General features: G+C 40.6%; 27 protein-coding genes. 20 read left to right on the top strand and 7 right to left on the bottom strand.

Annotation, left to right across the window (positions count from 1 at the left end; genetic code table 11):
• Positions 1 to 126: 126 nt before the first annotated feature.
• The gene (gene ytvI, locus CSV70_RS14795; protein ID WP_085133139.1) at positions 127 to 1,182 is read right to left on the bottom strand and encodes a sporulation integral membrane protein YtvI; all 1,056 of its coding nucleotides are present in this window, start codon (positions 1,180 to 1,182) and stop codon (positions 127 to 129) included.
• A gap of 104 nt (positions 1,183 to 1,286) precedes the next feature.
• Positions 1,287 to 1,646, bottom strand: a complete 360-nt coding sequence (locus CSV70_RS14800) for a YugN family protein (protein WP_029052401.1) — start codon at positions 1,644 to 1,646, stop codon at positions 1,287 to 1,289.
• A gap of 332 nt (positions 1,647 to 1,978) precedes the next feature.
• Between CSV70_RS14800 and CSV70_RS14805 the strand changes: the two genes are divergently transcribed.
• Positions 1,979 to 2,995: a CAP domain-containing protein gene (locus CSV70_RS14805; RefSeq protein WP_158232373.1), complete on the top strand. Its 1,017-nt coding sequence runs from the start codon at positions 1,979 to 1,981 to the stop codon at positions 2,993 to 2,995.
• Here the strand turns inward: CSV70_RS14805 and CSV70_RS14810 are convergent.
• Complete coding sequence (locus CSV70_RS14810; RefSeq protein ID WP_099628672.1) at positions 2,992 to 3,723, bottom strand: amino acid kinase family protein; 732 nt, start codon at positions 3,721 to 3,723, stop codon at positions 2,992 to 2,994. The two genes, CSV70_RS14805 and CSV70_RS14810, sit on opposite strands and share 4 nt — an antisense overlap.
• Positions 3,724 to 3,834: 111 nt before the next feature.
• On the opposite strand from CSV70_RS14810, the gene CSV70_RS14815 reads away from it, so the two are divergent.
• Both CSV70_RS14815 and CSV70_RS14820 read left to right on the top strand, forming a co-directional pair.
• Complete coding sequence (locus tag CSV70_RS14815) at positions 3,835 to 5,247, top strand: UDP-N-acetylmuramoyl-L-alanyl-D-glutamate--2,6-diaminopimelate ligase (protein WP_158232372.1); 1,413 nt, start codon at positions 3,835 to 3,837, stop codon at positions 5,245 to 5,247.
• Between the two features lie 71 nt (positions 5,248 to 5,318).
• Positions 5,319 to 5,759, top strand: coding sequence for a YlbF/YmcA family competence regulator (locus CSV70_RS14820; RefSeq protein ID WP_085133660.1), 441 nt, complete (start codon positions 5,319 to 5,321; stop codon positions 5,757 to 5,759).
• A 140-nt stretch (positions 5,760 to 5,899) separates the two neighbouring features.
• Here the strand turns inward: CSV70_RS14820 and CSV70_RS14825 are convergent, their stop codons facing one another.
• Positions 5,900 to 6,769 carry a glycerophosphodiester phosphodiesterase gene (locus tag CSV70_RS14825; RefSeq protein ID WP_099628674.1) on the bottom strand — a complete coding sequence of 290 codons (870 nt, stop codon included), beginning with the start codon at positions 6,767 to 6,769 and terminating at the stop codon, positions 5,900 to 5,902.
• A 285-nt stretch (positions 6,770 to 7,054) separates the two neighbouring features.
• Here CSV70_RS14825 and CSV70_RS14830 point away from each other — a divergent pair, with 285 nt between their 5' ends.
• Positions 7,055 to 7,327: a YlbG family protein gene (locus CSV70_RS14830; protein ID WP_029052395.1), complete on the top strand. Its 273-nt coding sequence runs from the start codon at positions 7,055 to 7,057 to the stop codon at positions 7,325 to 7,327.
• Between the two features lie 14 nt (positions 7,328 to 7,341).
• On the opposite strand, the gene CSV70_RS14835 is transcribed toward CSV70_RS14830, so the two are convergent.
• Positions 7,342 to 7,737, bottom strand: a complete 396-nt coding sequence (locus tag CSV70_RS14835) for a DUF7147 family protein (protein ID WP_099628675.1) — start codon at positions 7,735 to 7,737, stop codon at positions 7,342 to 7,344.
• 71 nt (positions 7,738 to 7,808) lie between these two features.
• On the opposite strand from CSV70_RS14835, the gene CSV70_RS14840 reads away from it, so the two are divergent.
• From CSV70_RS14840 to coaD, 3 genes are read left to right on the top strand one after another with little or no spacing between them, the layout of a single operon-like run.
• Positions 7,809 to 9,251 (top strand): hypothetical protein, encoded by a 1,443-nt coding sequence (locus tag CSV70_RS14840; RefSeq protein ID WP_099628676.1) that lies wholly within the window; start codon positions 7,809 to 7,811, stop codon positions 9,249 to 9,251.
• Positions 9,248 to 9,802, top strand: coding sequence for a 16S rRNA (guanine(966)-N(2))-methyltransferase RsmD (rsmD, locus tag CSV70_RS14845; RefSeq protein WP_099628677.1), 555 nt, complete (start codon positions 9,248 to 9,250; stop codon positions 9,800 to 9,802). Before CSV70_RS14840 ends, rsmD begins: the two co-directional genes overlap by 4 nt.
• A gap of 4 nt (positions 9,803 to 9,806) precedes the next feature.
• Positions 9,807 to 10,289, top strand: coding sequence for a pantetheine-phosphate adenylyltransferase (gene coaD / locus CSV70_RS14850; RefSeq protein WP_085133147.1), 483 nt, complete (start codon positions 9,807 to 9,809; stop codon positions 10,287 to 10,289).
• A gap of 116 nt (positions 10,290 to 10,405) precedes the next feature.
• Here coaD and CSV70_RS14855 read toward each other — a convergent pair whose 3' ends face one another.
• Positions 10,406 to 11,290 carry a hypothetical protein gene (locus tag CSV70_RS14855; RefSeq protein ID WP_143560412.1) on the bottom strand — a complete coding sequence of 295 codons (885 nt, stop codon included), beginning with the start codon at positions 11,288 to 11,290 and terminating at the stop codon, positions 10,406 to 10,408.
• 127 nt (positions 11,291 to 11,417) lie between these two features.
• On the opposite strand from CSV70_RS14855, the gene CSV70_RS14860 reads away from it, so the two are divergent.
• Entirely contained in the window at positions 11,418 to 12,464 is a 1,047-nt protein-coding gene (locus tag CSV70_RS14860; protein WP_099628679.1) for a SepM family pheromone-processing serine protease, read from the top strand.
• Between the two features lie 4 nt (positions 12,465 to 12,468).
• Here CSV70_RS14860 and CSV70_RS14865 read toward each other — a convergent pair whose 3' ends face one another.
• Entirely contained in the window at positions 12,469 to 13,647 is a 1,179-nt protein-coding gene (locus CSV70_RS14865; RefSeq protein WP_099628680.1) for a nucleotidyltransferase, read from the bottom strand.
• 126 nt (positions 13,648 to 13,773) lie between these two features.
• Here CSV70_RS14865 and CSV70_RS14870 point away from each other — a divergent pair, with 126 nt between their 5' ends.
• From CSV70_RS14870 to CSV70_RS14925, 12 genes are all read left to right on the top strand, one after another.
• Entirely contained in the window at positions 13,774 to 14,304 is a 531-nt protein-coding gene (locus CSV70_RS14870) for a YceD family protein (RefSeq protein WP_085133151.1), read from the top strand.
• Positions 14,305 to 14,328: 24 nt separating this feature from the next.
• Entirely contained in the window at positions 14,329 to 14,502 is a 174-nt protein-coding gene (rpmF, locus tag CSV70_RS14875; RefSeq protein ID WP_085133152.1) for a 50S ribosomal protein L32, read from the top strand.
• Positions 14,503 to 14,608: 106 nt separating this feature from the next.
• Positions 14,609 to 15,370, top strand: coding sequence for an enoyl-CoA hydratase/isomerase family protein (locus CSV70_RS14880; protein ID WP_085133153.1), 762 nt, complete (start codon positions 14,609 to 14,611; stop codon positions 15,368 to 15,370).
• Between the two features lie 136 nt (positions 15,371 to 15,506).
• Positions 15,507 to 15,722, top strand: coding sequence for an acyl-CoA carboxylase biotin carboxyl carrier protein subunit (locus CSV70_RS14885; RefSeq protein ID WP_085133154.1), 216 nt, complete (start codon positions 15,507 to 15,509; stop codon positions 15,720 to 15,722).
• 81 nt (positions 15,723 to 15,803) lie between these two features.
• Positions 15,804 to 17,291 (top strand): acyl-CoA carboxylase subunit beta, encoded by a 1,488-nt coding sequence (locus CSV70_RS14890; protein WP_099628704.1) that lies wholly within the window; start codon positions 15,804 to 15,806, stop codon positions 17,289 to 17,291.
• A 55-nt stretch (positions 17,292 to 17,346) separates the two neighbouring features.
• Entirely contained in the window at positions 17,347 to 18,240 is an 894-nt protein-coding gene (locus CSV70_RS14895) for a ketopantoate reductase family protein (RefSeq protein WP_158232255.1), read from the top strand.
• Entirely contained in the window at positions 18,234 to 18,614 is a 381-nt protein-coding gene (locus tag CSV70_RS14900) for a DUF3397 family protein (RefSeq protein WP_158232256.1), read from the top strand. The genes CSV70_RS14895 and CSV70_RS14900 overlap by 7 nt, the downstream gene beginning before the upstream one ends.
• Positions 18,615 to 18,698: 84 nt before the next feature.
• Positions 18,699 to 20,315 (top strand): bacillithiol biosynthesis cysteine-adding enzyme BshC, encoded by a 1,617-nt coding sequence (bshC, locus tag CSV70_RS14905; RefSeq protein ID WP_085133157.1) that lies wholly within the window; start codon positions 18,699 to 18,701, stop codon positions 20,313 to 20,315.
• A 780-nt stretch (positions 20,316 to 21,095) separates the two neighbouring features.
• Positions 21,096 to 21,527, top strand: coding sequence for a division/cell wall cluster transcriptional repressor MraZ (mraZ, locus tag CSV70_RS14910; RefSeq protein ID WP_085133664.1), 432 nt, complete (start codon positions 21,096 to 21,098; stop codon positions 21,525 to 21,527).
• 17 nt (positions 21,528 to 21,544) lie between these two features.
• Positions 21,545 to 22,477: a 16S rRNA (cytosine(1402)-N(4))-methyltransferase RsmH gene (gene rsmH, locus CSV70_RS14915; RefSeq protein ID WP_085133158.1), complete on the top strand. Its 933-nt coding sequence runs from the start codon at positions 21,545 to 21,547 to the stop codon at positions 22,475 to 22,477.
• A gap of 19 nt (positions 22,478 to 22,496) precedes the next feature.
• The gene (gene ftsL, locus CSV70_RS14920) at positions 22,497 to 22,868 is read left to right on the top strand and encodes a cell division protein FtsL (protein WP_085133159.1); all 372 of its coding nucleotides are present in this window, start codon (positions 22,497 to 22,499) and stop codon (positions 22,866 to 22,868) included.
• Positions 22,869 to 22,900: 32 nt separating this feature from the next.
• Complete coding sequence (locus tag CSV70_RS14925) at positions 22,901 to 25,090, top strand: penicillin-binding protein (RefSeq protein ID WP_232319165.1); 2,190 nt, start codon at positions 22,901 to 22,903, stop codon at positions 25,088 to 25,090.
• Positions 25,091 to 25,153 lie beyond the last annotated feature (63 nt).

Here is a 25,153-nt window from a genome sequence, read left to right on the forward strand (position 1 = left end):
CAGGGAGGTAAACATATAGGAAATCATACAAGGATTTCTATACAAAAAGGGTTCAATCATCAAAAACCGATGATCGAACCCTTTTTTGGCTCACTTCTGGCTAGTTATGTCCCAGCCTCTTTTGTATTATATCTTGAAATTCAGTTTGATGATGCCGGCTTCTCTAGCTGTATTAAAGAGTATGACGAGCAATGGTCCGATGAAGAAACCGAGGATGCCGAAAAGTTTCAACCCGATGAACATCGCAATCAAAGTAGGTAATGGAGACAAACCGATTTGGGAACCCATTACTTTTGGTTCGATAGTTCTTCTGATAACTAAAAGTATTACAGCTAATATCGCTAATTTTGTACCCATTGCGATATCGCCTGAAATATATTGATAGATCGACCAAGGCGCGAGAATAATAATAGAGCCTAGTATCGGGATGACATCAATAATCCATATTACCAACGCCATCACTACTGCATATTTAGGTATGATCATCAATAAGCCGATAAAGGAAACGACTAGAATAATTAAACTGACAAGCAATTGAGCTTTGACGAACCCTACTACCACAAAACGTAATCTGTTCATCATATAGTGTACTTTTTCCGCAGTGGCTTCTGTTAAATGAAAATAAAAAGTTTTTTTCAAGTTTGGTAATTCCAACATGAACAAAAATAATGCGATCATGAACACAATAAAGCTAACAAGGAAATTGGGTATATCCGAAATTAAAGCTAAAATGCGATCATAACTAAAAAGTGTAATGATTGAAATTCGAATGGATTCGATAATTTCATTGAATTCGTTTTCTAGCATAGCCAAAATATCTTCGGGCATGCCTACCGTGTACTGAAATAGCTTGCTTTGAGTGTCAATCCATACACTGGAAAGAGAATTTAAGTAATTCGGAATCTCTTTTGTAAAATGAACTATTTTTCCGATGAGTGTAGTGACGGTATAGAAAAGGACAAGTACAATGATTCCAACAAATACGATAAAATTCACAATGACAGAAACTTTACGCTTCCATTTAAATCGTATTTCTACCCATTTAACAAGAGGATCTAAGAAAAGCGCCGTTAGCAAGGCCAAAATAATAGGGATGGAAACGGGTAAAATGAAGAATATAATAACCAATAGTACAATGACACTGAATGCAATCATGATATTTCTTTTTGTGAGCAATTTCAAAAGTGATCGTCCTCCACGTAGATACTGTTTTTATTATAACCAAATTAGTGGAGTAATAGTAGAAAAAGCCGAAGAACATTTAGCTCTCCGGCTTTTTCCTATCATTACAAACTATATTGCTTTAACTCGTCATATACTTTCTTTAACGTTAGTTCGCAGTCCTTAACTAAGCTAGCAGGGAAGTTTTCTTCTTCGCCGTACTCCACGCCGTGTGGGTAGTAGTGCTTTCCTAGAACGGGTTGCTTTAGACGAACTGTTGCTTTTCTGCCATCGATGTCGCCTTCAACAAGTTCACCAAAAACGCGCAAGTAGTATGTACCTTCTTTAACAATATACTTCTTATCGAATGTTACACGCTCATAATCCCATTGCCCATCAATTTCAAGATTATTTTTATTCATAATTTCTTCCATTACTCGTAAATCTGCTACAAGGCCTTTAAGGCCAATATTTTCAACATACATCTGTATATCCCCCTCTATGTTCATCCTGACGAATACGTATACTATTATATCATAAAACAAATCGTTTTTAGTTGCAATGACAACATTGTGTCAACGCTTTCTTTCCTGACTCATATAGGTGACTATAGTGTGTGTCTTCTGTACAATATAAGAAAGTTACCATTTTAGAATAGTTGTTCATCTTGAATAAGTATTCAATGCAAAATGATTTCTTGCAATACGTAATACTATTATAGGAGTAACATATAAAGAGTGGAAAGGAAGATAACATGTGGAGAGTAGGATGGAAGATTCTTGTTTTGCTTTTGATTGTAATGGGAGTCTTTTATTTCATGACTGATAAAACAAGTGAAAATCTGCCCCTAGAGTCACCAGTACAACATGGCTCGCCGATTGCCGTCCCTGAAAAAGGTCCATCGATCGGCGGAGAAGGTATGCCGAGACCTGATGAAGGTATGTCAGTACTTGTTGGGCAGAAAATCAACAAGCTAGAAGAACAATTTGGTAAACCCTCTAGAATTGAACCATCGAGTTTTCAGTACGAATGGTGGGTATATACACAAGAACCGCGTTTCATGGCAGGGGTTTTGAATGGGAAAGTGAACCAAATATATACGGCTGATCATATGGCAGATATAGCCCCCTTTAAAATCGGACAGAATATACAGGAGATTCATCGCTTTACGCCGATTGAATCCGAGATCGACGTGAAGATTAATGAAAACATTTATACATTTTCATTAAATAGTGAAGATATTAAAAATCGTCTTCTTATACCATATGAGAATTTATTTGTACAATTATATATCGATCAAGAAGATGGCGGGATTGAAGGGGTACGGTTCATCAGTCCGACTACTTTGGTGAAACATCAGCCTTATGACATGACCTATCTTGGAGAAATGATGGAAGCACCGAAGCCTTCATCAACTGTTCAGACTGAAGTGGACCGCGCAATGGAGCGACAGACGTTTGAATTGACCAACCAATTACGTGAAGAGCATCAACTGCCACTTTTATCATATAACGATAAACTGGCCACACTTTCGAGAAAGCATAGCCAGGAAATGATATTCCGTAAATATAGTTCTCATGATGAAGGACCAGTGGAAATGTTTGCTGAGCGTTTAAGAGATGTTGGACTTACTCCAAACAAAGCAGGCGAAAACATAGCGTTTAATTATATTGATGCTATTGAAACTGTACATGGTTGGCTAAACTCTCCAAAACACCGGGATGTCTTACTAGATCCGAATTTCACGCATACCGGCATTGGCGTTTATAATAAATACTATACCCAGTCATTTATAGCAAAGCCTGAATCAGAAAACTCCATACATGACGACTAAGGAAGAATCCATGTACCTTCCTCATTTGATGCGATGCCTCGTATATGAAGAGGCATCGCTTTTTGTTTTGCATACACCGCTGCTTTTTCCTGAATAACGGGTCGATTACATTTTAGTAACGGAAGGAATTCATCGAATGTGAGTCGATCAAATCGTTTATAGTCAGAAGTAGTATGAGGATCTGCTGACATAACACCTGGTACATCTTTGAAAAACTCTACATGCTGAGCTTGTAATGCAGAGGCTAGTGCGATCGCCGTCAAATCACTGCCACCTCTACCGAGAGTCATAAACTTCCCTTGTATATTCATTCCTTGAAAACCAGGCACGATGATACATGAGTGAGTTTGAAGTGTATTGACAATATGTGTACTGTTAATTTTATCAATCGTTGCATTACAGAAATCTCCCGATGTGCGAATGCCTGTATTTTGTCCATAGACAATCGTATTGTCTATACCTTCCGTGGATAATTCCGCAGATAATACAGCTGCAGCGATTAATTCGCCACATGCTGCGGCCAAGTCTCTGGCTTCGCCAGATTTCGAGAAGGAGTCCGTCAGGGTAAGCAAATCGTCTGTGGAATAGGCGTCGCCTTTTCTACCCATTGCAGAAACTACAACGATGACGGCACGATATTTCGACAATGCTTGTCGAATATGCTGAATACACTTGGTACGTTGTTGTTGATTCTGCATGGCAATTCCGCCGAACTTCTGGATAATCATAGAATCCCAACTTTCTTCGTGACATTCTTCTTATGCCTTTCATAGAATACTTTATGCTTCGTTTCATTATATTCTCTGGAGAATAAAAGGTTCGGGAAGGGGCGGGAGACCTTGCTTTTATCTGAATTACTAAAGGATTGGCCATGCACTATTTTACAGGGCTCAATTCGACGGGCAATCGATGGGATCACGGAATCTTCAAAGAGGGTCAAGAAAAATTATGTATTTGTAGCAAAGAAAGGAGTTATGACAGATGGAATGACATTTATTGAAGAAGCGATTTCAAATGGAGCAAACACGTTGGTAATCGATCGAGAAAACATAGATCTAACACGCATACCAGCAAACATTACGATCGTTCTGATTCCCGATAGTTCGCTTTTTATTTCATATGGAAGTGCGAAGTTTTCAGATAACCCAGCTGAAGAATTACGCATCATTGGCATTACGGGGACGAACGGTAAAACTACAGTCAGTCATTTTATCGGGCAATTATTAAAAGAACTCGGACATAAAACAGCTGTTATCGGAACGACAGGTCTTTATATTGACGGTAAGCTAACAGAGCCGATTCGAAATTCTATGACGACGATGCCAGCTGAGCAATTACATCCTATTTTACGTAGATGTATTAAGCAACAAGTCACCCATATTGTTCTTGAGGCATCTTCAATTGGGCTGTTCACGAATCGTTTAGCACACTGCCCGTTAACTGTTGGTGTGTTTTTGAATATTGGGATGGATCACTATGTAGAACATGGAGGTAGACAGCCATACATCGATGCCAAAAAACTACTTATTCCATTAGCTGATCAGCTTGTAATTAATGAAGATGACGAGACATGTCGTGCTATAGGGGAGGAATTATCCAAACCGCCCATTTATTTCAGCAGTCGACATATTAACGGCAAGCCACAACAAAAAGTGCTACTTGCTAATTTAGGTCATCACAATGAAATGAATGCAAGAGCGGCTATAGGAGCACTCATGGCGCTTGGATATTCATTACGCGTCATAAAGCCTCATTTGCATGCTTTGCGCCTTCCAACTGGGCGACTGGAGAAATATGAAGAAGCGGGTATTGAAGTGTATGTAGATTATGCGCACACACCAGACGCCTTACAAGCGGTATTGGAAGCCTTGTCTGAGTCCTCCAAACGGCTGATAACTGTATTTGGATGTGGAGGAGAAAGAGACCGTGACAAGCGTCCACAAATGGGTGCAGTTGCTGCTCACTACAGTTCACATGTGATTTTGACTTCTGATAATCCAAGAACAGAAGATCCGTCACAAATTATTGTGGACATTTTGGGGGGCATGGTGGGTTTTACAACCCCTATCGAAATCTTCATCGATCGGCACCAGGCAATCCAATACGCTGTCACACAAGCGCAGCCAGGTGAGATTGTGCTCATTGCAGGGAAAGGACATGAACAAATACAGCAAATAGAGCATCAGACGATACACTTTTGCGATATGGAAGAAGTGAAAAAAACGTTTAGTAGGAGAAATACCAAAAAGTAAAAGTCTTAATGGATAGTCGAGGAAGCAGTTTTTTGTTATGATAGTGGTGATAGGAGGTGCGGCAATTGGTAATGATGACAGATGAGTGGATGCGAGTCATCGATATGGCGGAAGAACTTTCCGAGATGCTGCTGTGTTCTGAAGTGGTGAAAACCTATCAAGACGCACATAACCGTGTATATTCAAACGCTGATCTGCGAAAAAAGATCATGGATTTCACTAAAATGAAAGAACAATATGAGGATGTACAGCGTTTTGGGCGCTATCATCCAGATTACAAAGTAATTATGAAGGAAATTCGGGTTCAAAAGCGCGAACTGGATTTACAAGATGAAGTGGCTGCATTGCGTCTGGCTGAAAATGACGTACAGGATCTGTTGGACGAAATTGGTATCTTGATTGGCCAGTCCGTTTCAGAAGCTGTGAAAGTACCAGCAGGTGATGGGACATTCTCTAACAGCTCTTGCGGTAGCGGTTGTGGTTCAGGTGGCAGCTGTTCTTGTTCAGCGTAAATTTATTTCATAAGAATGAGTAACCCCCTGCAAAAACTGCAGGGGGTTACTTTATAGATATAATTAGTGTCCGAGGAGAAGGTAAACATTAAAGTGGCGTTTTGAGCGCAAGCATGTCCATGGTAAGCCTTATAGTCACTTTAGTGCTCATTGAAGAACGTCAACAATTGTTTTGGGTAACATGTTATAAAACCATCGACGTCCAATTTAGCTAGTTTTGGAAGTTCATCTGTCTCATTCAACGCATAAAATACAGTTATATTGAGATCTTGTAAAAAGCGGACGAAGCCTTCTGAAGCGAGTGGGAACACACCAAGTTTTTCGGGCAGGCAGAATAGATCTGCATTCGGCCGGTACAGATGACCGAATTTGCTCGTAAAAGCGACATAAGCTTTTTTTATTTCTTCACTTCCTGCACCTAAGGCAACAGAATTCTGAGCATATAGATTAAATCGATCAATTTGTTCATCGTATGGACTTGTTACTACAACACGTTCAGTAGCATCCACCTCTTTTAGTAGTCGCCACAATTTGGAAGGGATTAAACTTCCTTCATACGTTGTAGGGCAATCATTCATAGAGATGACAAGTAATAGTTGGGGGAACTTTTCCAACAGTTCACGTAATGATACAACTGATACATCTCCATGCAAAGTATCAAGATCATGGGCGTTATTATATTTTGTCAAGATTTCATCTACTGTATAATCGGCTATTTCATTGGAAGGCAAAAGTTCCTGGTTAGGCACTAATAAAATATCTTCATCTTTCGTGAGTTGTATATCGACCGCGAATCCGTGAACACCTAAATCAGCCATCTTGGTATAAGCGGTAAGTGGGTCAACTTCTGTATTTTGGCACAGTTGCGCGTCAGTTAAAATAGCGACTTCCGAGAAATGGAGCGCTTTCTTTTCGGCTCGGGGTTCTGGTTTTGCTATTACTTTTGAAGCCGCCCATGCAGCTACACTTGCAGCTCCCACAGTTAATGCAACGTTTGTTTTCCTTCCCAATCTAAAACCTCCTCAATAATATAGTCAGTTATCACTTTTTTGTTGAGCTGATGTTTATACTTCAACTGAACAGAAAATACTTGTATCTAGTCGCCTTGTAAAAGTAAAGACAGATTGGAATCAGATAAATGTCTTCTTAAGTGTAACCTATTCCAGAGAAGGTGTGCAAACAAAGATTGGGGACTGGTCTGGTCTCCCATATATCTACGCAAACATTTCATATGCAAGGTTGCAGGACTTTTCTCACCTATGGTATTGTATGAAGTAAGAAAGAGGGGGAGAATCATGATTGATCGACAAGGCATAATTGTCTATCTCCATCATTTAAAACAAGCAAAATCATTGCGCAAATTTGGGCATGTTCATTATATTTCCAAACGAATGAAATACGTTGTGCTTTACTGTGATATGGAAGACGTGGAAACGACAATCACTAAGTTGGAGCGTTTGTCGGCTGTACGGAAAGTATTGCCTTCACAACGTCCCTTTGTTAGCACGATATATGAAAATGCAAAGCCCGATAAAGCAAAAGAATATGATTATAAAACAGGATTGTGACTTGCTGCCGCTTATTAATTTAGCGGCGGCAACAAGTGGTTTAAGCGTAAGACGCCTGTAATGTATTGGTAAAATAACTCATTTTCAGCAAATTCAGTTGAATGTTTTATTTCAATTCTGACGGGCTTTTTATTTAGCGACTCTGCATGCTCAACAAACAGGTCATAACGTTTCGATGGTTTGTCTGCAGAATAACGTATTCCTTCTCTGCAAATATAGATCGGCATGAAATGAGTGTTTTCATTTGCAGGAGCAAGGGAAACGGCTAATGATAATTGTTCATTAGAATGATGTTTCGATGAAAAAATATAGGACTTATGAATTCTGTGGGAGTTTGTAGACATTATTTCGAGTAATTCGTAGATGTCGCTATAGCCTTCCCCTAGTTCGATAAAACGTTGTTGGATCATAATCAAGCGCTTCCTTTCAGGCGATTAGTAATGGTTCGTGTCCATCATACCATGTGATGAGGTGTTGTACGTTGAAAGTTATTATAAGGATTTTATTTCTTTTGGCGGCAGTAAACGGTGGGCTCGTTTATTTGCATTACAGCCAATCGGTCAATGCAAATGGAGAAGGCGCGAATTCAGGTACGTATCGTCAGGAAATTGAGGTTGTCAATCGAGCGGATGGATTGTACATTCGTCACCACTTTTATAACTTGTCGGAAGGTAGACATGAGATTATCTGGCCGGAAGGAAGTGTGGAGCGCGGATGCGAAGCAGAGGACTCTTCTGCATGCGCTCGACTGAATGATTCCAGTGTAGCATTTGAAGAAGGCGGAAGTGATCAACAATCCATTCGTTATAAACTACCGAAAAAAACACCGCTGACGGGGCGTAAATTATTTAAGGAGCCATTTGTGTTTCTTCAGGATGCAAAACCCCTGACGACGGTTCTTCACGTGACTGATGAGCAAGGTATTGGCGGCATGTGGGTGTCGGGATTGGAACGTGTAGGAAAGGCAAATAAAGAGCGTATTACCTATCGTTTGTATCGTGGCGTAGGATTTGTTAATGAGCTATATTGGCAGAAACAGGATGTGCCACTAGCATACTCTTCAAATAAGTTGACAATCTTCGGTGAAGGTATCGATAAAAAGTATAATGACCGACTGGTTAATATGTTAGAAGCTATCGGTGGGAATCATGTCAGTGTAGTGTTAGCTTCCAGTAATCAGTCGCTGAATGCGAAACGCTTTATTATAGATAAAACAGATAATATGTCGCAAGTCATAAATCAAGTAGCCAGAATGAGTGTCCAGTCACGTTTCACTTTACAAGCGGACGAGCCATCGATGAGCAGTATGATTGCATCTATACTTGCAGATGATCCAGTAGGAACAAAAGCGGAACAAAAAGTATTTATTCGTTTGAAAGAATCCATCTCAGCAGAGCAATTTCGACAATTTCGTCAAAACATCCAAGAGAAAATAGACAAAAAAATTTCTTCATCAGATTTGGATAGAGCGTTATCCAAGATACTAGCATTTAACACTCACTATTTTCATCAGACGATAAAGGAGCAGCGATATAACTATCCATTCCTTTTATTTGATCCACGGCCTGTATTGCTTGATGGAGAAGAAGTTCCAGAAGTGAAGATAATAGTACAGGATGGTAAAAGTTTTTACCCAGCAGAAGAATTATTGTCAAAAATGGGTTATTCAATTCGTTCAAACGAGCAATCGATTTATATTGACAGTCCAAATCGCAGCTATCGATTTTCTAAAGTACAACCTTTCTACATTATGAATAATAGCAAATATGATTACACGGAAAAGCCCTATATCTTAATCAATAAAACATTATACTTTGATGAAAATTGGTTGCGACGAATCTTCTTGGTGTTAATTGATAAGTCGGATGAAACCATTTCTATCGAACAAATTGAAAAGTTAATAAAGGAGATGGAAAAAGAATGAGAGTCATTTCCGGTTCGAGAAAAGGGATGTCTTTGAAATCCTTACCCGGCACATCGACGCGACCGACATCAGACAAGGTAAAAGAGTCTATTTTCAACAAAATCGGTCCTTATTTCGATGGGGGCACTGTTGTCGAGTTATTTGGCGGCAGTGGCTCTATTGGGATTGAGGCGCTATCAAGAGGGATGGAACAGGCCATTGTCTTTGAAAAGAATCCAAAAGCATGCGCTATTATCAAAATAAATGCAGAAAAGTGCCGAATGGAAGAATGTCTGTGGATTGAAAAAAAAGATGCACGACAGGCAGCTACGATTCTTAAGCAGAAAGAAGTCTCTATTGATCTGCTATTTGTGGATCCTCCCTACGCAACGGTCGAATACTATGATGTAATTAAAGACGTAATAGCACAAGGGTTGGTAGCGGATGATGCAACCATCATTTGTGAACATGATAAACATATAGATTTGCCCGGTCATTATGATACATATAGTCAAATCAGTTCCACTATTTATGGAAGTACTGCTATTACGATTTACAAGAAAAGAGGCTGACGGCATGACACAAATTGCAATCGTACCAGGAAGTTTCGACCCGGTCACGAATGGACATTTAGATATTATAGAAAGAGCAGCAAAAACTTTCCAAGAAGTGCATGTTGCCGTAATGAATAACTCTTCCAAAAAACCGTTGTTCACAGTGGAGGAGCGTGTTGCTCTTATTCAGGAAGCTATATCGAAGTATGACAATGTCAAGATTGATACTTCTTCAGGGCTGTTGATTGATTATGCGCAAGAAGTTAACGCATCCGTCATTGTTCGTGGTTTACGTGCAATTTCGGATTTTGAGTATGAAATGCAAATTACGTCGATGAACCGAGTACTGGATGAGAGTATTGAAACGTTCTTTGTGATGACAAAGAGTCAGTATTCGTTCCTCAGCTCAAGTATCGTCAAAGAAGTGGCACGTTACGGTGGAGATGTCTCCACGCTCGTACCACCCCATGTCAATGTAGCTCTAACGAGAAAGTTCGAAAAATAAGGATACGTAATTAAAAAATGATAAAAGGATGACCTTTAGAGGCATCCTTTTTTGCATAGTATTACTTTTATCAGCGAATACTTTACATGGCACTCCATCAGTTTTTGATTACTCACTCAATAAATCCAAATGAATAATACAGGGACAAGTAACAGGTTCCAGCCCCTTGCAATCACATAAGGCAGTATACGTATACCAGCGCTTTTAGCGATTGTCATGACCTGCATATGAATGCTCATACCATTGATCGAAAGAATGGCCGCGATGAGCATCGGATAAATCGCATCTCCAGCAAAATGCTCGGTAGCAGACTGGACACCAGAAGTCATCTCGAACACGGCAAGCAATAAAGTTTTGGTAACTCCCATATCCACAGTAATTACGGAAGATATGGAATGTGAAAGCACATTGCCTAGAGAAGAGAAGAAAATGACTGTAGTCGCGACTAACAATATAACGGATGAACTGTCTTTAATAGAGCGCAACAAAGGAGATGTTTTATGTTGTTGTTGGGGGATGGACGGGACAGCTGTTTGCTGATATCGGCTTCCCACAAGTGACATGGCCAATATGAAAAATACGATATTAGCTAAATGAATGGCAATCAACAACTTCCAACCACTTGTCGTGCTGCCGAATAATTCGTTGCCAACAAAGCCAATAATGAACATAGGTCCTGGTGCATGACAGGATGCGACCAGCAAACTACTTTCAGCTGCAGAGATCTCTCCATTCTTTTTCATTTCACTAACGGTCACGGCCCCTACCGGGAAGCCTCCAAATGAACCAAGCACATAAGCCTTTATGTAACGGCTCCATTGACTGGTGCCCCGCTTGCTAGGCATTTTCAATAGCCACTGCGTTAAAATAATATAGGGTAGCAAATAGGGTAGTAACGCATGAGTGAATAATTGGGCTCCCGAAACGGCTCCTTCATGAGCGACATCTGGTTGCAAAATAAATAAAATAATTAGCGCCCAGATGAAGAGTACGTTACTCATTGTTCGATACGGCAGGATCATAAATAAAAAGCATCTGTCGCACTCCTTCCTAATTTTTGAAATACAATAAAATCTACCGTAATATATATGTAGTATTCGTACAGGCTATTAATGGAGGTGAGCTTTTATGAAAATGCGTAAATGGGGAATAGCGGCGGTCATCCTACTAATGATAGCTGTTTTAGTACTTTACCCGTTGGATATGTATATTTCTCGACCAGGCGGAGCCTATGATTTGGCACCCCTCGTAGAAGTGGTAGGCGGAGATACTGACGACGTAGGAACATTTAGTTTGATGACAATTGCAATTGGCAAGGCAACACCTGTAACGTACGCTTGGTCAAAGATTTCAGATAAAATGAAGTTATTGCCGGCTACACAAGTAAGAAGGCATGGGGAAAGTGATGCAGAGTATGGAGTGCGTCAGAAAAAATTGATGGCTGATTCGAAAATACATGCCATATCGGTAGCGTTTGAGAAGGCAGGATTGCCGATTACCAGAAAATTCACGGGCGTCTTTGTAGCGGGTGTGTTACCCGCAGGAGCGTCAGCAGGAAAACTCGAAGTAGGGGACATCATTCAATCGATTGATCAACTAAAGCTCGCTTCCGCAGAAGAATTTATGCAAGAATTTGGTGATATGCATGAAGGTCAAAAAGTACATTTGCAAGTAGAACGTGGAAAACAGAAGTTGGATGTTCCGGTAGAATTAAAAGAACTTCCGGAGACGGACGGACGAGTAGGTTTAGGAATAGAGTTTGAAGAGCAGATTAAATTGGAAACAGAGCCAAAGGTGGATATACGTACTGAGGAAATCGGTGGGCCTTCAGCAGGTTTGATGTTCACACTGGAATTGATGAACCGACTAGTGGATGTCGATTTAACAAAGGGGTATAATATCGCAGGAACTGGCGAGATGCTTGAAGATGGGTCAGTAGGACGAATTGGTGGAATAGATTTTAAAATCATGGCAGCTGATCGTCAAGATATGGAGATATTTTTCGCGCCCGACGATGAATTACCGGAGGAAGTGAAAAAGAAGAATCCGCAGCTTCTCTCAAATTATGAAGAAGCGAAAGCAACTGCGGATAAAATCGGTACAAAAATGAAAGTTGTACCGGTCAAAACGATCGATGATGCATTAAGTTATTTGGAAAAACTAGAGGAAAAGTAAAGTGTCACAGTAATATGGGCGGTGTTTTAAAATCGAGACCTGGCTCTCGTTGAATACCACACATATAAATATCCGTACTTTTAATATCCATTAGAAGTGATGGGTCCTTGTGAGAACCTACTCGGCTTATAACTGGCAAAGTCACTTCTTTTTTCACTGTGCGCAAATAACTTCTTCCGTCTTCAGACATACCGAGTAGTCGTAAATAAGATGGACTGGTGATTTGTGCGCGGATTGATTTTCGATAACCGGTCAAAATATGTACTAGCATTCGTTGTATTCGTGTCCATGTGTAACGTTTAGATTTGACAGCTTGCATAAATTCTTGAAATGTAGCATGTCCTTTTGCAGCCCGCCATAGAGAAAATTCAATACCTTCCGTGATATCTGCAATGGATGCCAATTGTTCAGGCCCTTCACGAAGAATCATGTATCGAAGAAATGGGTAGAGATGATCCCAGCTTTGATGAGGCTGTTGATGAAGAAGCTCATAGGAAGATGAAGGCATGAAAGGTTGAACGTGCGCGACATCGGTCGCAAACAATTCTTTGCGTATTCCTGTTGCGCTGGCGATAGACTCTACAGGTAATACTTCATCATGATAATGTGTTCCTTTTCGCTCGAGCGTGACAGCAATCATGTTCGATTGAATTTCTTTTATGGCTTGCATATAATGAAATCCTAGAATGTTATTTGGTTCTGATAAATCAGCGAGTGGTTTTTCAGTGGCGCGTGAAATTGCTTCATATGCAATTCGCAAGGCATTCGGATAACTGATCCCTTCTTGTATGGAACTCTTTATGGTTTTTTCATAAAGTTCATGATGTGTATTCATTGTGTCTAAACTATTTATAAATGGCTCGATGTGACCTTCTTCACTACCGAAGCAAATGTTCTTGCATTGAAGTGCATCGAGGATGTGGACGGCTCCTTTAGCGAATTGAGGAGCATGGGCTGTAGAAAAAGCATAAGGTAACTCAATGACTAGGTCTGCACCACTAGCAAGGGCCATGCGCGCTCGTGTCCATTTATCGACAATCGCTGGTTCACCGCGTTGAAGAAAATGTCCACTCATCACAGCGATTATCACATCTGCACGCGTTAGCCTTTTAGCTTCATTTAGATGGAACAAATGGCCGTTATGAAAGGGATTATATTCGACGACAATACCAGTAGCTATCAATGAAATCCTCCTCTGTACTTGCGTATAATGAATTATACCGTTAAACTTGATAAGGTGACAAGAAAATATCTTGACATCCCTTATTTAAAATACTATAATCAACATTGTTGTCTTGAGGTGATAGACATGAAATGGTCCATTCATCAATTACGGAAACATAGGCAAGGCCCGCTACTGTTTGACGAAGCAGTGAATTTGGATTCTGTGAAAAATCGGAATGAAGAAATTAGGGCAATTCAGCCTGTTCGAGTAAGTGGAACATGTACAATTGGTGAGAAAAAGTTAACATGCCAGCTTCGGCTAGAAGGTTCAATGATTTTGCCTTGTGCACGTACGTGGGAAGACGTCGATTATCCATTCTCCATTGAAACAGTTGAGCAATTCAGCTGGGACGAGGAGACACTTCAGACGGATGATGAAATTCATCCGGTTGATGAGGAAATAATTGATTTTACTCCTGTATTGGAAGAACTAATTTTGCTTGAAATCCCGATGCAAGTATTCTGTGAAAATGCAGATGAGATGCAACAGGTGGAAGGTAAAGGTTGGTCCTATACAACCGATGAAGAATTGGAAGCGCAACGGCAAGAAGCAGGAGAAAAAGTAGATCCTCGCTTAGCGGGATTGGCTAATTTTTTTGAAACCGATAAAGAGTAAACCCTTATAAGGAGGTGCCCCCCAATGGCAGTACCAAAGAGAAGAACTTCTAAAACGAAGAAAAATATGCGTCGAACTCATTTCAAAATCGAAGCGCCAGGTATGACTACTTGTAACAACTGTGGCGAAATGAAATTGGCACACCACGTTTGCAAATCATGCGGACACTACAAAGGAAAAGACGTTGTAGGCGAATAATTTAGATTCAACACAACGAATGAAAGACTACCTTGAGACCATGGCTCAAGGTAGTCTTTTTTCTTTTGCATAAAAATGGTATGCTAAGTGAAAAGGGGGAGTTTTTTTGTCTTATTCTATAAAGGTTGATCAATCCATTGCGTATTTTACAATTAATCGTCCTGCTATGCGAAATGCGGTAAATTATGATGTCATGGAGGGGCTTGAATTCTTTCTAGATAAAATCGAAGATGACCCGGAAGTTTCCTTTGCTGTTATTAAGGGAGAAGGTGACTTGGCATTTTGTTCAGGCGGAGATCTTAGTGATTTTCACGGCTTTCAAACCGCAGAGGATGCTTTTCCGATGTTGAGCAGGGGGGCTAGTATTTTATATCGAATCGCTACTTTACCAATGCCTACAATAGCGCTTGTGAATGGAACGGCTGTGGGTGGAGGCTGTGAACTGGCAACGGCTTGTGATTACCGTTTGGTTGCATCGCATGCAAGAGCTGGATTCATTCAAGGTACGTTGGCGATCACGGCTGGTTGGGGCGGAGCTACATTGTTATTCGAGAAAAACGGCCCTCATGACCGTTTGCTGCAGTTTACAAGCGGCGCCAGCATTCATACATCTGCACAACTACTAGAGCTTGGCTGGGCGACTGAAGTGTATGAGGGGGATGCGAAGGCGGCTCTTGACCAATTTCTAGCTCCGCAGCTTAAAGTACATAGAAATGTACACCGTGCGTATAAATCCATCGCCACTAGGAAGTGGAGAGCTAGTGAGCTTGAACACGCCATGCAGGAAGAAGCGCGCGTTTGTTCCATCCTTTGGGAAAGTGATGCCCATCATGAAGCGGTACAAAGATTTTTAACGAAAAGCAAGTAAACTTTCAGTCCCGACAGGCATACACTGTCGGGACTGTTTAAGATTCACTTGTAAACGGTTTCATGAATAAGATACACTATCTATAAAGAAAATATTTTCAGCAAGTGTTAGCACTAAGTATATGAGGAGTGATGGTATGCAAGAAGTAAAAGCAACTATGGCAGGTACGATTTTTCAGATAGATGTAAAAGAAGGAGATATAGTGACGAAAGGACAAGTTGTTGTCATTTTGGAATCCATGAAGATGGAGATTCCGCTAGAGGCTGAAGTGGATGGAACGATAAGTAAGATTCACGGTGCTGAAGGTGATTTCGTAGATGAAGATGAAGTGTTAGTGACCATTCAATCGTAATAAAAGGAGGGAAGTTCCTTGACAAATGAATCAACTAAGACAGCGTATAATGAAAAACTTCAAGAAATTACTGCTCACGTTATGAAGGGTGGTGCAGAAAAATATCATGAAAAATTAGAAGAGCAAGGTAAGTTATTCGTCAGAGAACGATTGCGTCTTTTATTTGACGATGGTAAGTATGCAGAGGATGGAAAATTTGCGAACTGTGAAGCAAAAGATCTACCTGCAGATGGAGTGGTTACTGCCACCGGAAAAATCGACGGTCAAACAGTTTGTGTGATGGCTAACGACACTACAGTTAAAGCAGGGTCGTGGGGTGCAAGAACGGTAGAGAAGATTATCCGTATTCAAGAAACGGCTGAAAAGCTTCGTGTACCGTTACTTTATTTAGTGGATTCTGCGGGTGCACGTATTACAGATCAGCTAGACATGTTCCCGAATCGTCGAGGAGCTGGTCGTATTTTCCATAACCAAGTGCGCTTATCGGGTGTCATTCCACAAGTTTGTCTTTTATTCGGGCCCTCTGCGGCAGGCGGTGCCTATATTCCAGCCTTCTGTGATATTGTCATTATGGTAGAAGGTAACGCCTCGATGTATTTAGGTTCACCAAGGATGGCTGAAAAAGTCATAGGTGAGAAAGTGACGCTGGAAGAAATGGGTGGCGCACGCATGCATTGTACGGTAAGTGGATGTGGGGACGTGCTAGTAAGTACTGAAGAGCAAGCGATTGTAGAAGCACGTAAGTATCTATCCTACTTCCCAGCAAACTTTGAGCAGTCTACTAGAATAGCGGAATCCCGTGAGGTAAAAGAAGGTCGTTCGTTGGAAGAAATCATTCCTGAAAATCAAAATGCTCCATTTGATATGTATGAGGCGATCGATCAATTAGTGGATAATAATAGCTTATTCGAAATCAAGAAGTTATTTGCGGCGGAAGTCATCACTACACTTGGGCGTATTGATGGACGTCCTGTAGGAATTATTGCGAATCAGCCCAAAGTCAAGGGTGGTGTGCTGTTTGTGGATTCAGCGGATAAAGTAACGAAGTTCATTACATTATGTGATGCCTTCTCTATACCGTTGCTGTTCCTTGCAGATGTGCCAGGGTTCATGATTGGAACGAAAGTGGAACGACAAGGAATTATCCGTCATGGAGCCAAGCTAATTATGGCGATGAGCTCCGCTACTGTACCGAAAATTTCAGTTGTCGTACGTAAAGCATACGGAGCAGGACTGTACGCGATGGCAGGTCCTGCATTCGAGCCGGATGTCTGTATTGCGTTGCCGACTGCACAAATTGCTGTAATGGGTCCGGAAGCAGCTGTTAATGCGGTGTACTCGAATAAAATCGAAGCCATTGCGGATCCGAAAGAGAGAATTGCATTTATTAAAGAGAAGCAGCAAGAGTATAAAGAAGAAATTGATATTTATAAAATGGCCTCGGAACTTATCATTGATGAAGTGGTCGCCCCTCATCATCTACGGTCAGTGCTTGCTGAAAGATTCGAATATTATAAAACGAAAAAAATTACGAATTCTTCGAGAAAACATCCTGTCTATCCTGTATAATAAAACGTACCAACAGAGACGCCTTCACTGGGTCTCTTTTTTAAGGAGGAAAACTATGCGATTTGTAGTGGTAGGAGCCGGATCCATTGGTTTATTAATCGGTTCCTATTTAGCTCAACACGAGGGAAACGTGACCTTTTGGGTAAGACGAGAGGAACAAGCAAAACGCTTACGTAGTGGTCTGGTAAGAGAACCAGGAAATTTTACATATGAAGTAGATTCAACAATACATATTGAAGAGTTGCCTAAAGACGCGCTATGGATTATTGCTGTGAAGTATGACGCGTTGCACATTGTATTATCCAAAATCAGTGCTATGTCCATACAACCGGATTTATTGTTCATTCAAAATGGAATTGGACATCTATCGCTGATTACGCAGTATCCACTTGGGCGTGTGTCATTCGCGACAGTCGAGCATGGTGCAACAAGAATAGATGATCGAACAGTTTCACATAACGGTATTGGACCTATTAACATGGTGGAAAATGACCAGATTGCTCCAATTATACAATGGATGCAAGAAATAGATCCACAGAACTTTCCCATTACTACGCAACAAAATGCAAAGCAGTTATTACTTCGTAAAGTACTGATCAATTGTGCGATCAACCCACTAACCGCATTGTTGGAAGTAAGGAATGGACTGTTATTAGAAAATCCTTATTTCCATTTGTTATTCCGCCAGTTGTGTAAAGAGTTACTCAGCAACTTTGAAGAATATGGCGATCTATTAAGCTATAATGATATAGAAGGGGTATGCCGTAAAACAGCCGATAATCACTCTTCTATGCTTGTGGATAGAATAAATGGACGGAATATGGAAATTGAAACTATTTTAACGGCAGTGTTGAAAGAAATTAATCAAAAAGGTGGCAGTGCTCCCTTTTTGCAAATGCTAGAGACTGCACTGCTTGGAATAAACAGGAGTGAATGTGGCGGATGTTGACGAATATACTTGGAGCGTTATTATTGTTCCCATTTATCATTTTAGTTGTATTAATTATTGTTGCAAAGAAAATAGGATTACCTAAGAAAAAGAGGATCGGATGGGCGGTAGATTGGACTACACCGTTTATGGTACTTACCGTTTTGATTTTGATTCGTGCAATTTGGGATGTTTGGCTTCCTATTTTGTTAATCGGAATTTTGTGTTTGATTGCCATCGGATTTGCAGTGATAGAACGTTCAAGGGAAAAAGAGTTTCGGACATCTTGGGTGTTACGCAGAACGTGGCGAGCGTATTTTCTACTCTTAACGGCAGCTTACTTTATACTGTTCATTACCGGAATTACAGTGCAGATCATCCGCTACGTGAACTAATGGGTACTCATAAGCGTATCTATTCAACCTGATCGGATGAGGTGATATACTTGCTGTAGTATAGTACATAAAGGGGTTTGTGAGATGGACTTGGACACAATGGAGTTGCCGAAAAAGAATAAATTGATGGAAGCGTATCGTCACGATCCACAATTTTTCCATAGATTTTTCGACTATGAAATGACACCTGCAGGGTATGAAGAAAGAGCAGAGGAACTACAGCGACGTTCTTTTCAGAGAGAGCAACTGGCTGCTGCGGTAGAAAGTTATATGAAGCCGTTTGGAATATCAGACTTGGCTGCTCAGTATATTCAAGAGCTTTCTCAAGACGCATTGGTAGTAATTGGTGGGCAACAAGCGGGAGTTTTGACAGGACCTTTATATTCTGTTCATAAAGCGATATCCGTGATTTTATTGGCACAAAAACAACGAAAGGAATTAGGTAAACCTGTAGTTCCTGTGTTTTGGATTGCTGGAGAAGATCACGATATTAACGAAATCAATCATACATATACTGCGAAGGCAGGAAAAGCGGTTAAGCGGCAGTTTAAACAGCCGACCATTTTAAAAGCGATGGCTTCAGACACGTATTATGATCAAAAAGAAATGACCGTGTATATTAAGAAGATATTTAAAAGTTATGGAGAGACGTCCTATACGCAAAAATTATTGCGTGATGTGCTACAAACTGTAGAGCAACAACAGAATTTCACAGGTTTCTTTACTTCATTGATGAATGACCTATTTACTGCGCATGGATTATTATTTATGGACGCAGCTTATAAGCCGTTGCGTCAATTGGAGTCGCCTTACTTTTCACAAATGATTGAAAATACGGAAGCGATGGCGAAAAGCATTTACTATGCAGAACAACAACTTCACACATATGGCTACGCAAAGCCAATTGAATCGGAAGAACAAGATGCCAATCTGTTTTATGTTCACGATACAGGCAGAGTACTACTCCGAAGAAAAGATGGCAAATTCGTTAATGAACAAGCGGGCGTGTCCTTTACAGAACAAGAAATGCATACTGTAGCGAAAAATAAGCCATGGTTGCTCAGTAACAACGTCGCTACGAGACCTATTATGCAAGATCTCGTATTCCCGGTATTGGCATTTGTCGGTGGACCTGGCGAAATTGCTTATTGGTCTTTATTGAAAGAGGCATTTCACATCATGGGAATCAATATGCCAGTAATCGTACCGCGACTTTCAATTACTTTGGTCAATAGACAAGTTCAAGAAGCCCTAAAGTTAACGGGGATTTCAATGACTCAAGTAATGAATGACGAACTACCGGAACAATTGGAAAAATGGCGAGAGCAACAGCGAGATGAGCAATTCGATCGTTTGTTGGCAGAAACGAAGAATCAATTGCAGATGCAGTACGAACAGTTACAGTCACATCTAAAAACAACAGATCCGGAACTAATACAATTGCTCAATAAAAACTTACAATTCCATACTAGTCAATTTGATTATTTACAGAAGAAAAAAGAACAGTCGATTTTGCTAAAGAACCATGTGCAATACGAGCGTTTTCACATTATTTCGGAACAGTTATTTCCGGAAGGTTCCTTGCAAGAGCGTCTCTACTCGCCATACTTTTACATGAATCAGTTCGGTGAAGGATTGATTGACGAGCTTCTGAAACAACCTTATACGTGTAATGGATCACATCAGTTAGTCTATTTATAAGAAACCACTTAAACCCGACATTCGTTCTATGAATGTCGGGTTTTGTTTTCATGTAAAAGATTAATTAGCCAATTATATAAGATGAATTAAAGAAATGGACGGTACCAACCGTTGCTTTCCGTTCCAGGCGGACGTTTTCCGAGGGGCGTGGCTTGAGCCAAGCGAACAGCGAAGGGTTCGCTTTGCCGTATTTCTGTGTACTTTGCAGAAATTAAGGCATCTGGCCGGGGTCTCAAGGCGCACGCTAATCCCCCAGGAGCCGCCTTGCACTCCAAGCAACTTAGTACTACTACGTAACAAATAATTTGTTCAACTTATATAGTTGTGGTAGGGATTGTCGCTTTAGAAGAGCCGCAATTCCGCGGGCTCGCGGAGAATGGATGTTCAAAAGAGTTGCTACTCTTACGTTTCACTTTTTGTGGATGTACGGAATCTAAAATTGCGTGTAGATAAGTTTAAATACAATGCAATCTCCCATACTAACGTCAGTGAATGATTTGTAATCAACTCACGCATTCTCTAGAGATAGAAAGCATCTCTAACTAGAGCTTCCAGCCTTCATACTCACTAGTAGATTCTCTAATTGGTATTGAAATTTTCTTAAAGGTAATGACTAGAGAAAATTGCGAAAAAAGTAGTTTTTTCGGGATATGGACGAGAATATAAATTAGAAAGAAGTACTATTGACACATTTTAAAAATTATGCGAAGAAAAATGGTGTAGTGGGTGGAGGAAAGTGGGGGGATGTGGTACATTATTTCATACAGTGGGGTGAATTATATGTTCATGGGTGAGTATCAGCATTCAATCGATATGAAAGGTCGACTGATCGTTCCTTCGAAATTTCGGGAGCAATTAGCAGAAGGCTTTATTTTAACCCGTGGACTGGATAATTGCTTGTTTGGATATCCACTGGATGAATGGCAAAAGCTTGAAGAAAAATTGAAAGCGTTGCCGGTTACAAAAAGAGATGCTCGGGCATTCACTCGTTTTTTCTTCTCAGGAGCAAGCGAAGCAAGTCTGGATAAGCAGGGGAGAGTAAATATACCCGCAAACTTACTGGAATTTGCGAAGATTGAAAAGGACTGTATGATTATCGGTGTATCCAGCCGGATTGAAATCTGGTCTACAGAACTATGGGAAGCGTATTACGAGGAATCTGAAGAATCATTCAATGACATTGCAGAAAACCTAATTGATTTTGAATTTTGAAAGCAGGCGGAATAACCATGTTTAACCACACAACAGTATTACTGCATGAAGCCGTCGAAGGCTTGAATGTAAAAGAAAATGGCATTTACGTGGATTGCACACTTGGTGGTGCAGGTCACAGTGAAGAAATTGTCAAACTTCTATCATCTGAAGGACAACTAATTTGCTTCGATCAAGATATGACAGCTATTGAAGCAGCGCAAAAAAAACTATCGAACTATACTGCACAAGTACACTTCGTCCATGCAAACTTTAAAGACTTGAAAAATGAATTGGCGAAAATAGGAATCTCTCATGTAGATGGGATTTTATATGACCTTGGAGTTTCTTCTCCACAATTGGATACACCCGAGCGAGGCTTCAGTTACCATCATGATGCACCGTTGGACATGCGTATGGATACTTCTGCGCCATTAACGGCTTATGATGTAGTCAATGAATGGTCGTATTCAGATTTAGTGAGGATATTCTTCCGTTATGGTGAAGAGAAGTTCTCGAAGCAAATCGTTCGTAAAATTGAAGAAGCACGCGCAGATGCGCCTATACGTACAACAGGTGAACTAGCTGAACTTATTAAAATGGGCATTCCAGCAGCTGCCAGAAGAACCGGAGGCCATCCTGCGAAACGTGTTTTCCAAGCTATACGAATTGCGGTAAATGATGAGCTAGGAGCGGCTGAGCAATCTTTAACTGATGCCCTCACGTTATTGCGTGGAGATGGTCGGATCAGCGTAATTACCTTCCATTCACTGGAAGATCGCTTATGTAAAACTATTTTTAAGGAAGCTTCTTCCATGCCGGAGTTGCCGCCAAACTTACCTATTATACCTGAGGGCATGGATCCGGATTTCCGTCTTATAACACGAAAGCCGATCATCCCTACAGATGAAGAAATAGAGCATAATAAACGTGCCAGATCAGCAAAGTTACGAATTATAGAGAGAAAATAGAAAAGGGGAATCGAGCCAAATGGGACTAGAACAACGGAACTTAAATACGTCACAGACACCGGAGATAGGACAGCATATTGATCAAAATCAGCCACAGGTTGTCCGCCGTGTAAAAAAACGTTTTTCTAAAGGCGAAAAGATATTGTTCACTTTATTTGCGGCATTTACAATTGGATCTTCTTCAATGCTTTTACAGACACATTCAGATATAAACGCTGTAAATAAAGAAGTGCAGTTGATGAACTCTGAAATTGAAGATACTGCAAAACAAAATAATGAATTGTCCATTCAAGTGAGTGACAAATCCACGTACGAACGTATTTGGAAAAAAGCACAAGAGAGTGGTTTGAACCTTAACGAAAGTAACGTAAAGGTTGTACCAGGACGATGAAGAAGTTTCGCTTTCAATGGGGAGCCTTTCTAATGTTAGTAGTATTCGGAGGGCTCTTTTTCATATTATTCGGCAGAATTCTTTTTATTCAGATGACAGGCCAAGTAGATGGTAAAGAGTTAGCGAAAATCGCCTCGAACCAATATGAAAAAAATGCCGTCTTACAAGCTAGTCGTGGATCTATTATTGATCGAAACGACGAGCCGATTGCGTCAGATACATTGAGTTACCATGTGGTTGCTGTAGTGAACGAAGCTGCAAGTAAAAACAGCAAAAAAAAATATCACGTAACCAATTATAAAGAGACGGCGAAAGTACTGGCCAAGTATTTACCGCTAAAAGAACGTGAAATTTACGATAAAATGGAAAATGCTAGAGAGGGCGCATGGCAAATTGAGTTTGGTCGCGCGGGCAAAGATTTGAATCGTGAAACGGTATTGAAAATGAAGGAAGAACTCGATAGAAAAGGTTTATCGGGTATTTTGTTTGTAGAAGGTAAAAAACGATTCTATCCTAACGGTCGATTCGCTTCTTACTTAGTGGGCTTCGCCCAAAAAGAAGAATTGGAAAATAATCTAACTGTCACCAAAGGCAAGATGGGGCTTGAAAAAACATATAACGAGCAACTAACAGGTGTTGATGGAAAAGTAAATTATCAATCAGATGGTTGGGGATATTTATTGCCGACGGCTAGCAAACAAATTGAGGAACCCAAAGATGGCCAGACGATTAAGCTTACATTGGACAAGACGATCAGTAACTTCGTAGAAGAAGCGATGGATCAAGTAGAAGAAGAATATTCTCCTAAGAAAATGCTTGTGCTTGTGTCTAATCCTAAAACGGGTGAAATTTTGGCAATGAGTCAGCGACCGACGTTTAACCCGATGACGCGAGAAGGGTTAACAGAAAACTGGTTAAATGATGCAGTTGAGCAGACGATTGAGCCAGGTTCTCCTATGAAGATGTTCACATTGGCCGCGGCAGTGGAAGAAGGTAAATGGGCACCGGACGATTACTTCAAATCTGGATCTTATCGAATCTACGACCGGGTGATTCGTGATGTTAACGTGAATGGCTGGGGCACCATTTCTTTTATGGAAGGTTTGCAACGTTCCTCTAACGTGGGAATGGCATACTTACTGGAAAGAATTGGCGACAAGAAATTCATTGAATATGTTCATAAATTTGGTTTCGGCAAGAAAACTGGAATCGATTTACCAAATGAAGCACCGGGAGTAGTATTGGATAATTATCCGGCTGAACGACTGACGACTTCTTATGGGCAAGGTTCTACAGTGACGCCATTACAGATGATACAGGCTGCTTCTGCTATTGCAAATAACGGTGTCATGATGAAACCATATGTAATTGATCAAATCATTGATCCGAATACGAAAGAAGTGCTGGAGAACCATGAACCTGAAGAAAATGGAACGCCGATTTCCGCAGCAACAGCCAAAGAAGTGCGTGAAATCCTTGCGACAACAGTGACTTCAGAACATGGTACTGCACAAAAGTATCATTTGGAAAACTACGCAGTAGGCGGTAAAACAGGTACAGCCGAACTTCCTAAAACAGATGGAAAAGGTTATATGTCTGGCTATGGGAACTACTTATACTCGTTCCTTGGAATGGCACCGATTGATGATCCGCAGCTTCTGATTTATGTAACTGTTCAGCAACCTGAATTAAAAGCAGGTGAATTAGGTTCTGACCCTGTATCAAAAGTGTTTAATCCGATTATGGAAAACAGCTTGAAATATTTGAACATTGCTCCTGATGATGAACAAGTGATTCCTGTAAAAGAAGTTGGGGACTATGAAGGAGAAGATGCAGAAACGGCAGCTTCTTTGGCAGTCGAGGATGGCTTCCAAACCGTACTAATCGGAGAAGGTGGCAAAGTAACTAAACAAATACCAAAAGCTGACACGAAATTACCGGAGGACGCGATTGTGTTGTTGGAAACAAAAGGGGATACGACATTCCCAGACATGACAGGTTGGTCTAAAAAAATGGTACTTTCCTTTATGAACCTTTCAAAGTTGGACATTCGAATCAACGGAGAAGGTTATGTTGTGGGACAAAGCGTAACGGAAGGAACGTCAGTAAACAAAAAAGATCCGATCGTCGTTGAACTTCGGACGCCTGAGCAGCAGTATAATAAAAAGAAAAGTAATGAAGATAAGGAAGAGAACGAAGAGGAGCAAATCATGGGCGGCTAATGTATAGCGCACGATTTCACAGCATACCTTAATAGAAAAAAAGGTAGTGAGTCATTGCGTTCA

The organism is Sporosarcina sp. P25 (assembly GCF_002743235.1).
Lineage (GTDB): Bacteria > Bacillota > Bacilli > Bacillales_A > Planococcaceae > Sporosarcina > Sporosarcina ureae_B.

Bases quoted from the DNA above. Each gene is read 5' to 3' on its own strand.
- rsmH (WP_085133158.1), top strand. From the start codon at position 21,545: ATGTTTAACCACACAACAGTATTACTGCATGAAGCCGTCGAAGGCTTG.
- CSV70_RS14810 (WP_099628672.1), bottom strand. From the start codon at position 3,723: ATGATTATCCAGAAGTTCGGCGGAATTGCCATGCAGAATCAACAACAA.
- CSV70_RS14805 (WP_158232373.1), top strand. From the start codon at position 1,979: ATGACTGATAAAACAAGTGAAAATCTGCCCCTAGAGTCACCAGTACAA.
- CSV70_RS14925 (WP_232319165.1), top strand. From the start codon at position 22,901: ATGTTAGTAGTATTCGGAGGGCTCTTTTTCATATTATTCGGCAGAATT.
- mraZ (WP_085133664.1), top strand. From the start codon at position 21,096: ATGTTCATGGGTGAGTATCAGCATTCAATCGATATGAAAGGTCGACTG.
- CSV70_RS14870 (WP_085133151.1), top strand. From the start codon at position 13,774: ATGAAATGGTCCATTCATCAATTACGGAAACATAGGCAAGGCCCGCTA.
- CSV70_RS14890 (WP_099628704.1), top strand. From the start codon at position 15,804: ATGAAGGGTGGTGCAGAAAAATATCATGAAAAATTAGAAGAGCAAGGT.
- rpmF (WP_085133152.1), top strand. From the start codon at position 14,329: ATGGCAGTACCAAAGAGAAGAACTTCTAAAACGAAGAAAAATATGCGT.
- rsmD (WP_099628677.1), top strand. From the start codon at position 9,248: ATGAGAGTCATTTCCGGTTCGAGAAAAGGGATGTCTTTGAAATCCTTA.
- CSV70_RS14830 (WP_029052395.1), top strand. From the start codon at position 7,055: ATGATTGATCGACAAGGCATAATTGTCTATCTCCATCATTTAAAACAA.
- CSV70_RS14800 (WP_029052401.1), bottom strand. From the start codon at position 1,646: ATGTATGTTGAAAATATTGGCCTTAAAGGCCTTGTAGCAGATTTACGA.
- ftsL (WP_085133159.1), top strand. From the start codon at position 22,497: ATGGGACTAGAACAACGGAACTTAAATACGTCACAGACACCGGAGATA.
- CSV70_RS14885 (WP_085133154.1), top strand. From the start codon at position 15,507: ATGCAAGAAGTAAAAGCAACTATGGCAGGTACGATTTTTCAGATAGAT.
- CSV70_RS14860 (WP_099628679.1), top strand. From the start codon at position 11,418: ATGAAAATGCGTAAATGGGGAATAGCGGCGGTCATCCTACTAATGATA.
- coaD (WP_085133147.1), top strand. From the start codon at position 9,807: ATGACACAAATTGCAATCGTACCAGGAAGTTTCGACCCGGTCACGAAT.
- bshC (WP_085133157.1), top strand. From the start codon at position 18,699: ATGGACTTGGACACAATGGAGTTGCCGAAAAAGAATAAATTGATGGAA.
- CSV70_RS14855 (WP_143560412.1), bottom strand. From the start codon at position 11,290: ATGAGTAACGTACTCTTCATCTGGGCGCTAATTATTTTATTTATTTTG.
- CSV70_RS14820 (WP_085133660.1), top strand. From the start codon at position 5,319: ATGATGACAGATGAGTGGATGCGAGTCATCGATATGGCGGAAGAACTT.
- CSV70_RS14900 (WP_158232256.1), top strand. From the start codon at position 18,234: ATGTTGACGAATATACTTGGAGCGTTATTATTGTTCCCATTTATCATT.
- CSV70_RS14895 (WP_158232255.1), top strand. From the start codon at position 17,347: ATGCGATTTGTAGTGGTAGGAGCCGGATCCATTGGTTTATTAATCGGT.
- CSV70_RS14835 (WP_099628675.1), bottom strand. From the start codon at position 7,737: ATGATCCAACAACGTTTTATCGAACTAGGGGAAGGCTATAGCGACATC.